Origin of the sequence: Rhodanobacter glycinis (assembly GCF_006438785.1) — a bacterium.
GTDB lineage: Bacteria > Pseudomonadota > Gammaproteobacteria > Xanthomonadales > Rhodanobacteraceae > Rhodanobacter > Rhodanobacter glycinis_A.
The window spans coordinates 540,890-553,887 of sequence record NZ_RCZB01000001.1 but is presented as its reverse complement, the minus strand read 5'-3'; the positions used below and the strand labels follow the sequence as shown (position 1 = coordinate 553,887).

Sequence of the window (12,998 nt, the reverse complement as noted above, 5' to 3'; positions counted from 1 at the left end):
TCGTCGCCTTGAAGACTTCGCCATGCGCGCACTTCTAGCTATCCACGACTTCGGCAAGTCGTTGATCCAACGCCTGGAAATGTGGGGATACCTCAGACTCCGACCCGGTTTCGAAAGTTCGGCGACCTCTCAGGGCTTCACGAACCGATAGGCGAAGCGATCGGTCTCGCCCTTGATCGAGGGATCGAACACCTTGATCGAGTGAGTATCGTCCTTGTTCGCGAGTATGGTGCTTTCCGCGTCCAGTACGAAGCCAGCCGCCTCCACCTCCTCGCGAACGGATGCAGGCTCAATCCGATGCAGCGACTGGGCGTCGCTCGTGCCCGCGCCGACGGCGGCGGCATGGTCAACGATGATGTAGGATCCACCGGGCTTCAGCCGCTCGTAGGCAGTTCGATTGAAGAGCGCCGCCGTCGCGCCCCTGGCCTGGATCAGCGGGGTGTAGAGATCGTGGTAAAACAGGTGCAGCCACAGGACATCCGCTGGTGGCGTGGCCTCCTGCATCGCCACGAGGTCCGCCGAGACGGCTTCGACGTTCTCTCGGCCCGACTCCTTCGCGAGCGTCCGCATGCGGTCCACCTGATCGGGCCTTAATTCGGCAATTTCTGTCGGCACGAAGCTGTAGACCCGTCCTTCGGGTCCCACGACGTCGGAGAAGAGGCGCGTCCAATCGCCGTCACCTGGGTAAACGTCGATGACGATGGAGCCCGCATCGACTCGTGCGAACCGGATCAACTCGGATAGCTTGGATTTGTCGTACATAGAGATCTCCTTTACGGTTGGGCATTCGACGAGCGCGCGGTGTGCGAGGGGGCGATCCAGGGCTGATTCACCGTCTACCCGGACCCGAAGGCCGCAGATGGCCGGCGCTACGCCAGCCCGGAGGCGTCCATCTGCGAGGCCCGCGCCAGTGCCTGTGTGTCAATGTACTCCCGGATGCTCGTCAGTCCGCCGTCCCGGACCGTGATGGCGAAGACCCAATCGTCCTCGAACGTCTTATTCGTGGCTTTGATTTTCCCCGTAGCTTAGGCGTTAGGCGCCACGAGCGCTGGCACCACCACTACTCAGCAGAGGAAAGACGAATGTCCTTAACACGTGATGAGCTTGTAGCCCGACTTGTCAGAGCAGGCGAACTTGAGATCTCGGGAGAGGACCAGGTCGAGACGGATTCGTACTTTGACACGAGCCAGTTTCGCTTCCACGGACCGGACGGCTACGAAGCCGACTACGCCGACCTCACCAACTATTTCAAGTCCATTCGCGCCGCGTTTGATGACCGATCAATACGCCGAGGCATCATCGTTGCGGAAGGAAGCCATATTGCCTGTCAAACATGGATTGAGGGGCGTTTTGTTCGCGAATTCACGCATTCGCCTGCGGGCGCTTTACCTCCGAACGGCCAGCACGTGACGTGGGATCTGTCGAACATCTTCCGGTTTGACAGTCAAGATCGGCTCGTGGAAGAGTGGGTGCGGACCGACTACAGAAGTTTTCTCCGCCAACTCGGAGCGCAAGGACGGTAGGTCGCGTGCGAAACTCACATGCGTGTTTGAGGCGGGCTTGTCGTCACATTCAAGCCCGACGTCACCCGGTTTGAGTAGCACAGCGATTTGGAGTTTTATCCCACAGTAGGAACGTCAGCGAGGTCCTGAGTCCATTGGATCGATGAATGACGGGCTGTGGACCGCACTTGAGCAATGATCGCCATGCCCGAGGCTCGCGCTGGCAGGCTCCGAGACGCACAGCCATCGCGTCGGGTCTGAGTGGTACGGCCAGCATTTTGCCGCCAATTCCGGAAAATGTACTCCCCCAAAGCAGCCGTTCGCGACCGACTCAAATGGGTCGACAAGCGACCTTCGGTCGGGTCGTCAGCCGGTTGGCGAGGCCGATCAAGTTATGCGGCGAACCTGGTCAGCTGCGCTGGCAATGATTCGTCCACAAGCTGGCGTTCTGCAACAGGCAAAAGCGCTGGCCCGGCATGATAGACGGCCCGCTCTTCGCCCACGCCGGTTTGCGCACCGCGCGCCTGGCCGAGCCTCTGCGATTCCACCTGGCGGATGATTTCGCGCACCGCCCTCGCGTCGCCGCCGCGACCAGAAACAGGTAGACGTCGCCCGAATGCATCCGCACCAGGCGCTGGTAGTCAAGCCGCTGCAGGGCGAGCGTTTCCGCCGCCAGCAGCGCCCCGTAACCGGCCACCCGTTTCCACATCCCCCGCCTCCCCTCGCCCCGTGCTAGGTCATCTTAGCGCCGGTGCGCGGGCGGCAAGAAAAGGGCCACCCGGTTTCGGCAACGGGTGGCCTCGGTCCAGGCACGGTGCCAGGTTCACTTCCGAGATACGTATAACTGAGCCCGACCAACTGAGCCCGCCCCCTATTCGGTCTGGCAAGCGATCGCCGTGACTCCCGGCTACTGACAGGTTGGATGCTGCCGCACGGCGTACGACTCGCAACCCGAGGGCAAACGCGCGGGGAGCGCGAGGTAAGTGGCCCACTCCTCGCGCACGCCGGGTTTTGTGCCGTGCGGCGACTCAAGCCGCTGCGCATTCACGTCTCTGTTGATGTCGCGCAGCTTCTCGGTGTCGCGGACGATGGCATCCCCCATGATCGACAGCGTGACGTCGGATAGCTCGGCGTGATCGCTGCAGGTCACCACATTGCCAAGGGCCCGGAGGCTGCTCAGCAGCAGGTTGATCTCGTCGAACTGATCCAGGGTGACGCCGAAGAGGAAGCGGTTGCCGGCCTCATCCATCACCGGCTCGGCGGCGTCCGGTTCCGCGGCTTCCGTGCAAGCCTCCGCTTGCGCAGCGGCCTCGCAGGCTGCCGTCCGATCGCGACGCTCGGCCGGCCACGAGAGGTCGTCCAGCACTTGCCCGATCTGCTCCTCCAACAACTCCATGCAGATCGCCACCTCACCCGGGCGAATCTCCGCATACCACTCCTGATCCTCATCCGGCCTGCGCGGTCGCGCCAGATTGGTCAGGAACCCCACGTACTCGCGTAGCTGCTTCAGCCGCAGCTGGCTGTCCTCCGGCAGGAAATAGCCCGTCGTTCCCAGATCATTCGAATCGAACGTCGACATGGTCGCCTCCTCATTTCCATGAAATGCCCGTCCACGGCATGACGACGGACGGGGTGTCGGGAGGTTCGAAACCGCAAACAGTCGGCGGGCTTATTTCCCTTGCGGGTGTTGTATTCGCCGCCCTCCCGACGCAGGCTTCGCGTCGGTTGCACCCACAGATGCAGGCACAAAAAACCCACCAGTTTGTCGGAGGTGGGTACCGCTGTTTGGGGAGTTTCGACGCTCCTTGAGATGGAGTCTGCTATTGCCGTTGGATGGTGTCAACCGTTGCGTTTGGGCCGCTGCGCTGCGCACCTGACGCACAGAAGTGGGCACTAGAAAATGTGCAAACGCCTGAACCAAGCCGCGTCGCGAAACGACGACGGCTTGTGCATATTCCACTCGAAAGTCGGCCAGTATGACTAGTCTCTGCCGACGCCAACCGGCAGAAACCGCCATCCGAATGAGCCGTTCCTAGCGTCGATGATTGACGACACGATTCGAACTGGGTTGGGACGATCCCAGTCGGGGAGTCGACACCGGAATCCGCAATCGGTCGGGCCGTGTCAACGATGCTTGCTTAAAGAGAAGGCCCCTTGCGGAACCTTCTGCTTCACGCATTCGGCGCCTACTTGGATGTTGTAGCCACGCCCTTCGCGGCTTGTTCAATCAACGCCGCGACGACCTTCGGATTCGACACGTAAATCGCGTGACTGCCCTTGGTATTCATGACCGTCGCGCTTGCACGCTTCGCCATGGCACGCTGTGCCTCCACCGGAATCATGTGATCGCCATCAACCACCAGATAGAAGGTCGGTTTGGATTTCCATGCTGGCGTGGAGATGGTGCCCCCGAGGGCCGCCACATTCCAAGGAACCTGAGAGTCCGCCATGAACCGTGCTTTCTTGGGCGGCAGGTCGCTGGCGAACGCAGCGGAGAACTTGGCGTTATCCAGCAGCAACCAGCCGTCCCGAGGGGCGAGGATCGGTGGGGCTGGCGCGCCCGGAACCGGGTGCGAGATCAACGTTTGCACTGATTCGCCGGCATCGGGAGCGAAGGCCGTGATGTAGACCAGCGCCTTCACGTTATCGGCGTTACCGGCTTCGGTGATAACGGCGCCACCGTAGGAGTGACCCACGAGCACCACCGGACCTGCCTGCTGCTCGAGCACGCGCTTGGTAAACGCCACGTCATCGGCCAGCGAGCTGGTCGAGTTCTGGACGATGCTGACTTTGTAGCCATCGTGAGTGAGGATATCGTAGACACTCTCCCAGCCCGAACCGTCGACGAAACCACCGTGGACCAATACGACCGAGGGCCGCGCGTCGCCGGCGAAAGCCGACCCACCGGCCGTTAACATCATGCCGCCAACAGCGGCAGCCGCCAGGAATTTACTGATGTTCATATGCGAAGCTCCTACAGCGCGACAATGAGTGTGTGAGCAACGGCGCTGTTGCGTTGTCCACGCGTGGCCCATGAAAAGAGCCCGGGTAGTCTGCGCAAAACAGCCAGACTTTCCGTCTGAATGAAGCTACGCATGTTTCGCCCACTGCCACACGTTGTTAGTAGTAGTAGAAGACCTGCATTCTTCTACAGGTCGTTCGAGGCGACCCTCCTTGGAGGCGAGTCATCAATACAGCAAGTTAGCCGCCGTCACTGGCGATGACGATCATTCGGACGGCATTGCGCATCCGCTCTCAAGGTAACCGTTCGTGGAACCGTGAATCTGCGGTACAGCTCTAGCGGAATATGGTTCGTCCGGGAACGTGAAGGCGGACCTCGGTTCCACCCGTTGCGAGCTGGGTAACGCTGAGCGTGGCCCCAACCCTCTGTGCGCGTTCCGTCATCCCCTGTAATCCGAAGTGTCCTGGTTTTCCTTGCTCAACTTCGGACGCATTGATGCCGATGCCGTCGTCCTTCACTCTCAGACTCAGATCGTGCGTATAGGTCAACTCGACTTCGAGCGTCCGGCCGTGTGAATGCGACGCGGCGTTGCGGATCGCTTCGTAACCGATGCGGTAGATCTCGTCGCGCACGATCGGGTGCATCTCGCGCGTGCGGCCCACGACGGAAACGCGAATGACCATGCCACGTTCACCCGCGCATTCTTCGGCTGCCTGCTGCAAGCCCTCGGCGAGATCGTTGCTGAGCACAGTCGATCGGCGCAACGCGTTCAGCGCTGACCGGCCTTCGCGGATCGCCTCGCCGAGCCAGGACGAGATTCGCTCGAGGGCATGCCTGCGACGTTCATCGTCCGCGTTGGTATCGAGCGCGTCATCGGCAACGAGCTTGCCGGCCTGCACCGTCTGCAGCAGCGTGTCATGAAGCTCGCGTGCGATACGCAATCGTTCAGCCAGTCTCTCGTCGAAGCGCGCACTCATCGCCGCGGAGAGGCGGCGCATTCTCCAGTGGAACAGAAGCCAGACGATGAGCAGGCAGAGTAGAAACGCCACAACGCGAAAGGTCATGGTCTGGTACCAGGCAGATCTGATGCGGAACCAGATCGAATCGCCGTGCTCATTCCATACGTCGCCGTCGTTGCTCGCGATGACGGTGAACCGATAGTTTCCCGGCGGCAGATCCGTATAGAAAGCCTGACGACGGGCTACCGGCTCCTGCCAGTCCTTATCCCGACCCTCCAGCCTGTAGCGAAACCGCACACGTTGCGGAATACCGAAGCTCGTGGCGGTGTAATCGATGTGCACGTCCCTGACCAGCGGCGGCAGTTGCACGCCATCTTTGATTGCATAACCGACCCGATCGGCAACAAGCGACTCGATGTGCACGGGTGGCGCAGCCCGGTTCGCCGTGGCCATTGCGGGGTCGATCATCTGGGCGCTGTGGCCGCTCGCAAACCACAACCGTCCATCGGGAGACATCGCCGCGGCACTGAACGGTGCCCAGCCCGGATCGACGCCATCGAGTCCGTCGAAAACGCGAAGCTGCAGGCGCGCATGCGGGCTGGCCCACCAGCGCTCGATCTCGGAACGTGGTATCTCCACGAGCCCGCATTGCATGAACAACCATAGATCGCCGTTCTTGTCGCCAAGGGGCGCATGGGCATGGTTGCAAGGCAAACCGTTCGCCGAGGTGAGCGCTTGCGCCTTTCCGCCCCTCCACGCAACGATCCCGTTCGCCGTCGCGCCGAACACCGCGCCATCGGGCGTGGTTGCCATATGTTCGACAAAGCCGTTGACGCTCGCGCCGGGTGGCTTCGGAAATGCGATCGTCTGGGCTTTGCCGTCGCGAAACCTCGCCAGGTCTCCCGTTCGCAATCCGAGCCAGATTCCTGAGTGCGGATCCGCAACGATTTGCCGGCCCTCCAACTGCGGACCGAGCGGATATTCGTCGATCACGGCATTGTCGCGCATCCGGAACAGCATCTTCAGTGAGCGCGCCAAGACGTCATGCTGCGCATCTTCGGCCAGCGAGCCGATGAAGGCGATGTCGTTCGTACCATTCTTGGCGCGAACCGGGAGGAACTTGTCGTGGTCGACGATAGACAGCGTATGGTCGACGCCGACCCACATGCGCCCGGCGTGATCTTCGAGCAGGTCGGTCACCTGGTTTCCGGGCAGTCCGTTGGCCTTCGTTATCGACGTGATTTTTCCGTCGCGCAAGACGTCGAGGCCAGCGCTGCCAATCCAGATCGATCCGTCACGAGCCGTGGCGATAGTTGACACGGAATCGCTCGACAAGCCTTGCTTCTTTGCGAACGTAGTGACTCGCAGATCACGCAGTTGATCGATGCCCTTCGTCGTCGCTATCCATATGTTGCCCTCGATGTCCTCGAAGATGGCGTTGACTCGATCGTTGGACAGACCGTCGGTTGACCGGAATTGATCGATGGCGCCGTGGTAGATGCGATACAACCCCTGCCCATAGGTTCCGATCCACAGGGCGCCTTGTCGATCCAGCAACATGGCCGATACTTGCAGCGTGCTGGAATCGAATCCCTGGCTGATGAAGGGAGTGAATTTGCCGTCGCTGAACTGTTCCAGGCCAAGACCTGCGCCTGCGTGGGCAATCCCGATCCATAGTCCGCCCTCTGCCCTCGCTGCAATCGCAGCAACGCCGATGTCCTTGTGGTCCATATGGAGTGGCAGCGTGAACTTACTGGACGCGTGGTCACGCCATGCGGTCAATGTCGTGTCGCTTCCGATCCAGATGGTGCCCGCGCGGTCGGGCCAAAACGCCTGTGCGCAACACGGGGAATCTGGAAAGTCGAGTCCGTCGGCTCCACCAAAGCACTTGAACTCGCCCTCGGCAGAGACACGGCATACGTATTCGCCGGAACCCGTCCGCTCAGTCCGCGTGATCCAGACCGCATGCTCGCGATCCTCAGTGATCGACAGGATCGCGCCACCGGGAGTCTGCTGATAGTTGCGCAACTTGTCGTCTTTCCATCGATTCAGCCCCTGCTGCGTGCCTATCCAGAGGCTGCCGTCCGACGTGGCCAACAGGCGGGTGATGGCATCGGAGGGGAGGTGCTCCCCTATAGGCGCGGACCAGCGACTGAACCGCACGCCATCGAAGCGGACCAGACCGTTCAACGTGCCGATCCACAGGTACCCATCGGGGCCCTGAGCCATTGCCATGGGCATGCCGGGCAGATAGCCATCCTGCGATCGCCACGCGGCATGGCCGTATTGGGAGATCTGTCGTGCAGGATCGACTGCCAACGCCGTGGGCGAAAGCACGATAACGGCAATAGCCACCAGGATCCTGGTGAAAAGTCCAATGGCTCGCGCACTGAGCAATGTCATGTGGGTCTCGAAATCAGACTGGATTCAGAGCGTCCTTCGCGTTCCACCAAGTACCTTGGCGGTATCCAACGATACTGATCGTGCACGCGTCCGAGCACCAAGCGATCCCCTAGCTGGCTTACTGCAGTTTTCTACAGTCCACGGCGGCCTATATCGCCAGCAGTCCGCGCCGTAACGCGACAATGACGGCGTGCGTCCGGTCCTTGGCTTGCAACTTGTCGACGATATTCCTGATGTGGAAGTTGACCGTCGTCTCCGAAATCGACAGACAGTCGGCGATTTCTTTGTTGCGGCTTCCATCGCGAATCAGTTCGAGAACCTGGATCTCGCGTCGGGTCAGCTCGTCGTCGGCGAAGTATCCGGCGAGCCGGATCGCGACTTCCGCTGGAAAGTGCTTCTTGCCGCTATGAACGGCTCGAATGACATTGAGCAGATCGTCCTTTGGCATGCTCTTGAGCATGTACGCGACCGCGCCCGCCTTGAGAGCGTGGTGGATATCGCCTTCGCTGTCCGAGGTCGTCAGCATGATCACGCGCGCGCCGGGAGAGAGCTTGCGAAGCTCCATAAGTGTTTCCGTGCCGCTTGCCCCCGGTAGACGTACGTCCATCAAGATCACGTCCGGATTAACGCGCTGGAATTCGGCGATGGCCTCGTCCGAATTGGACGCTTCTGCCACGAGCTCCATGTCCGCCTGGGAGCCGATGATGAATCGCAGCCCCTCGCGGAATACGGGATGATCCTCGACGCTTAGGATTCTGATTCGAGCGCGATCGGACATCGACGATACTACCTGCAAGGCGAGCGACGTTTGAGGGAAATGTAGATTTCTATGATGCGCTGTTATGCGCATTTTTGGCAAAGAGTGATGCGAACGGAGCCGCACAGGTTCTCGGCAAATGCCTCTGTTTACAGCGATCTCACGACGGCCTCTCCTTGTTCCTGGCGCTGCCGACGCTGCGCCTCAATTCGCTCGATGCAGTCGTTTCGATCTAGGTATTCAACAGCGCCTACCGGTCGCCAGCTAATCCGACGCTCCCGCCTTCAGTTAGCGGTACGGTTAGAGTCCTAGGTTACTGTAGCGGCCGGCTTCGCCGCCGCTCAACTCCAGCGTTGACCGTCCGCTCCTGGCGGCGGATTCGACCGATCTGTCGCTGCCCTCGGTCCGCGTGATCCGGGCGTTGGAGCAGATCATCGAGTGGCGTGGCAAACCACAAACGACCCGCTGCGACAACGGTCCGGAATACATCAGTGGCACGCTGCTGACGTGGGCGGAGCAACAGGGCATCCGGATCGAACATATCCAGCCAGGTAAGCCGCAGCAGAACGCCTATGTCGAGCGCTACAACCGAACCGTGCGTTACGCCTGGCTTGCACGAACCCTGTTCGACTCGATCGAGCAGGTGCAGGACATCGCCACCCGTTGGCTATGGACTTACAACCACGAGCGCCCGAACATGGCACTCGGTGGCATCACGCCGATGCAGAAATTGGCACTCGCCGCTTAGCTCCACTTTTGCTGTCAGTTAAAAGTGGGGGGGATTACCGCATGACGCCGGAATCCGCGGCCATGCCGGCGGACGTCCTCGCGACGGTTCAAACGGTTGTATGTGAACCTGGCCCCGATAGTTGTGATCGCCCACAGCCATCAGCATAGGCATCCACGAAACGTCCTTCGCCGCGTGCCGTTATTAACTCACGCCAGAGTATCCAAAGCATCCATATTCATGCTGCTCCAGAACGATCGGTCACTCATCCAGAAGTTATGCCATCGTTCCACTTCAAGCCTCTCATGCCCTAACTTTACTGCCACACGCAATTCATCTCCCGTGCCGATCCCCGTTATCTTCGCGAGCTTCTGAAAGTCGCGATGCCGCGCCGCTCTCACGAAGAATGGGAAGGCCCCAGCACGTGACGAATAATGCAGTGTTTGCGGAAACCACCGACAGCCATCGGTGGTGAACGCCATCATCAACACAAGCAATTCTGCTTGCATTACGGCAGCAAACGGGAGATCCGTGCGATCTGCCTGCCGCTTGATAAGCTCCGCCGCGGGCGAATGGAGTTTCTTTCCCTCAGGCGCGAGAATCTGGAGCGTGTCGGAGTATCCGTAGAACGCATCGAACGTGTCGAAGCGGTTTCTCCCAGAGGCCTCCGTCTCGGGTACAAGATAGTGACTAGTAAGAATAAGGTGGAGTGCGCCAAACGAGTCGGTCTTTAAAAGTGCGGCTACGATGTAGAGGAAGGTCTCGTAGACGAATACCCGGTGCGCCTCGAACCACACATCGTTCCAAGAATTGACTTCCGTAGGCCGCGATTTAAGTTCGAGCAACCTCTCCAGTACCGAGACTAGCGCCTCGCCAAATTCTTCCGAAGGATTGGCTTCGGATTCGAGCAAGACCCAATCCACAATCTGGTCGCGCACTAGCTTGAGCTTGCCGCAATCCTCTAGAACGCGCTGACCTATGTTTGTAACGTCGGGGCGCTCGCGGATGCGCAGAGCATCCGCGTAATCGCAGCACGCGTCGAGAAAGTCCTGTCGGTAGGACTTCAACCCTCTCTTCTGCTGAAAAATGGCTTGCTTAAGCGCGGCAAACTTCGTCGCGGCAGGGCTGGCGGGCGCGGTGACATCCGTTGTGACGTAGGAGGGAGCATTTCCCAGACTAGGCTTCTCGTGTGCCGGCTTCCCATAGAGGACTCGGATGAGCTGTTCCCAATTGTCGTTCGCAGCTTCAGGACTGGAGAAGTCGATCCAAATTCGTGACTTAAGAAAGGCGGGAAGGACGGGCTCGCCGGATTCGTCGAATTCACAGACAATCGGGATGAACTTGGATTGTTGGACCTTTGAGTACACCTCACGCGAGATGATCTGCGACTCAGTGCCAACACCCGCCTTGCGTGCGTCCGCCTTGGTGGCGTATTCCGAATCAGAGAAGACGAGCACGTGGGTCACAGACACATCTGTGACCATCTTCTCCATGAAGGCGTACTTATCGTCTCCTTCTCTGAGATCCCAGACATCCAGGACAACGTCCACACCGTCGCTCACCATCTGCTCAGCCCACTGGCGTATACGCGCTTGGTGCCCCGGAGACGACCAACTGTAAGAGATGAAAACTCGTGGTTTCAATTGTTTCCCCGAGGGCCTCGGTTTTGGATGCGTGAGCAAGATCGGGTCAGGTTATTGTGGCCCGGGTTCTCGCATCGGCTTGAACGAATAGTCAAGCGAAGTTTTCCTTGAGCTCCGCGCCAATTTGAAGCTGTAGAACTTGCTCGAAAACCTTATTGCGAGCACGAGCATCACGTATGAGAGATGACGCCGGCATCACATATTGATGTAGTGAAACGGAATCATCTAAGCCAATTTTGAAATCTTGGTACAGAATCCGTTCGCCTATTGAGAACACATCTCTGAAATTTGTTTGTTTAAGTTCTCGGTAGAATGCATTGTCTATCTCAGTAACCGCGAACGCAAAAACCTCAAGAATGCTCTTTGCACGCTCAACAATTTCACTTGCATAATATCTGCATTGAGAAAGTGCTTTTGCATTATCAAAAACATCTGCGCTTGGCTTTTTGAATTCAATTATCACTAATTTGTTCGGTTCATCTTTGTCGTTTCGTGAGAAGAAGGCGGCAATATCCGGTCTGCGTTGCTGTTTTTCGTCGTATTCTGAATTAACTTTAGAAATAACATTAGATAGAAAGTCGTCGCTATGGATGCTGGAGTAAGAGAGGAATTTGTCGTCTACAAGCCAGACGTTATTCTCTCGGATGTCATCTCCGTCTGATCTTTTTGGCAAAATAGCCTTGTGAACTTGATCTTCAATTGCATCTCCAGGGAGTTTTGAGAGTGAGTCAAGCACAAGCGCTCGGTGAACGATATAACGAGCAAGATCCTCTTGTGCCAAGTGCGACAGATCGTCAAACGCTACTGCCCGCCCACTTTCGAGGCATTCGACAACATCATCCTCGTTCTTCGCTTTTTGAACTCGATATTGCCTTACAATTTCCTCGGCATCCAGCATTCCAGCTGCACCGTCAAGCGAAGACGCATCTATGTAAGGGTAGTAAGTCCTTAACTTTCGCACATTGGCGGCGCGATAATCATCTATATCGCCAGATGATTTCTCATTTATGAGATCAAGGCAATGCTTTTTTAAAGCAGGAAAAAGATCTTCGCGGCTTACCTTCGAAAATGCATCAGTGTCTGATTCCAATCTAGGAATCTCCAGCTTCTGTCGTTCAATATTAGCCCGACCATCAAGATACTCCGAGGTAACAAATACCAGGTGGCGGCAGACGTCAAATCTTTTGCTGATGAAGCAGTCTTCAATTCCTACATTGTCCGCGCACAAAATAGCTGTAACGCCTTTTTCTCCTTCGTCACGGAAAAGATGGGATTCAAATTTTTCTCCATTAACAATAAAGCTACCTTCATGCAGCGGTGAAATTTCTGATGACCTATATTGAAAATGGGAAGAAAATGATTGTTTAGAGTTGTGCGTAAAAGTAATAACGATATGTTGCCCATGTTTCTCTTTGAAAAAAAGTAATAGACGTAGATCGTCGCATACAGATTCTATTAGGGGGCGAACGTGAGTGTTGACCTGCCTTACAGGCTCCGAGATTAGAACCGATGTTCCTTTCGAGTCGTTACTAGGTGTCGATTTAATATCCTTAGCAGAAAAATTTGTGTCGTACTTAAACTCCACAAATTCACTGCCTGTATGACTTTTAATTTCAATATTCGTTGCGAATTTTAGAAATGCCAATCGACCAACGCCCTTGCCGCCTGTAAGGCTTTTATGCGGCGTGCAAACCTCATCAAAAGCTTCTAGATTCTCTGCAGTGAATCCTTCTCCATCATCAATGACTTCTATTGCTTGCAAGAAAGGGCGTTCTTCTCCGCCAAGTAAGTCTGCCTGGGCGTCGTAAAACTGGAGGTCGACGGTAATGCCTTCGGCCCCCGCATGAATTGCATTTGTAAGTGCCTCGCGCAGGACATCACGCGGACCAACACCTGCTTTGTAATGTGCAGAGATGAAACGCTCGAGATTGATTCCTGACATGAATTTGTCGCCTAAGGCTGCTTTGAAATAACGGCAACACCCGCGCCAGAGTGCACTTTCTACGACTATTCCAAGAAACTACTGAAGTCCCTGAACTTCAGTA

9 protein-coding genes and 1 pseudogene are annotated in these 12,998 nt (G+C 57.4%); 2 read left to right on the top strand and 8 right to left on the bottom strand.

The features are described 5' to 3' along the window. Nucleotides 1–129: 129 nt before the first annotated feature. Entirely contained in the window at nt 130–762 is a 633-nt protein-coding gene (locus EAH75_RS02880; protein ID WP_140804141.1) for a class I SAM-dependent methyltransferase, read from the bottom strand. Between the two features lie 320 nt (nt 763–1,082). Between EAH75_RS02880 and EAH75_RS02870 the strand changes: the two genes are divergently transcribed. Next, nucleotides 1,083–1,523, top strand: a complete 441-nt coding sequence (locus EAH75_RS02870; RefSeq protein WP_140804139.1) for an ester cyclase — start codon at nt 1,083–1,085, stop codon at nt 1,521–1,523. A gap of 388 nt (nt 1,524–1,911) precedes the next feature. Here the strand turns inward: EAH75_RS02870 and EAH75_RS02865 are convergent, their stop codons facing one another. The 5 genes from EAH75_RS02865 to EAH75_RS02840 form a co-directional block, all read right to left on the bottom strand. Then, entirely contained in the window at nt 1,912–2,211 is a 300-nt protein-coding gene (locus tag EAH75_RS02865) for a hypothetical protein (RefSeq protein WP_140804137.1), read from the bottom strand. 198 nt (nt 2,212–2,409) lie between these two features. Beyond that, nucleotides 2,410–3,081 (bottom strand): XAC0095 family protein, encoded by a 672-nt coding sequence (locus EAH75_RS02860; protein ID WP_140804135.1) that lies wholly within the window; start codon nt 3,079–3,081, stop codon nt 2,410–2,412. A gap of 607 nt (nt 3,082–3,688) precedes the next feature. After that, nucleotides 3,689–4,465: an alpha/beta fold hydrolase gene (locus EAH75_RS02850; protein WP_140804133.1), complete on the bottom strand. Its 777-nt coding sequence runs from the start codon at nt 4,463–4,465 to the stop codon at nt 3,689–3,691. A gap of 334 nt (nt 4,466–4,799) precedes the next feature. Beyond that, a complete protein-coding gene (locus EAH75_RS02845) occupies nt 4,800–7,826 on the bottom strand; it encodes a sensor histidine kinase (protein ID WP_140804131.1) in 3,027 nt (1,008 codons plus the stop codon). Nucleotides 7,827–7,974: 148 nt separating this feature from the next. Further along, nucleotides 7,975–8,604 carry a response regulator gene (locus tag EAH75_RS02840; RefSeq protein ID WP_140804129.1) on the bottom strand — a complete coding sequence of 210 codons (630 nt, stop codon included), beginning with the start codon at nt 8,602–8,604 and terminating at the stop codon, nt 7,975–7,977. A gap of 364 nt (nt 8,605–8,968) precedes the next feature. On the opposite strand from EAH75_RS02840, the pseudogene EAH75_RS02835 reads away from it, so the two are divergent. Further along, nucleotides 8,969–9,331 (top strand): annotated as a pseudogene (locus EAH75_RS02835) (integrase core domain-containing protein); the annotation flags it as partial. Nucleotides 9,332–9,519: 188 nt separating this feature from the next. On the opposite strand, the gene EAH75_RS02830 reads toward EAH75_RS02835, so the two are convergent. Then, nucleotides 9,520–10,953 carry a TIR domain-containing protein gene (locus tag EAH75_RS02830; RefSeq protein WP_161596265.1) on the bottom strand — a complete coding sequence of 478 codons (1,434 nt, stop codon included), beginning with the start codon at nt 10,951–10,953 and terminating at the stop codon, nt 9,520–9,522. Between the two features lie 91 nt (nt 10,954–11,044). Further along, nucleotides 11,045–12,895, bottom strand: a complete 1,851-nt coding sequence (locus EAH75_RS02825; RefSeq protein ID WP_140804125.1) for an ATP-binding protein — start codon at nt 12,893–12,895, stop codon at nt 11,045–11,047. Nucleotides 12,896–12,998 lie beyond the last annotated feature (103 nt).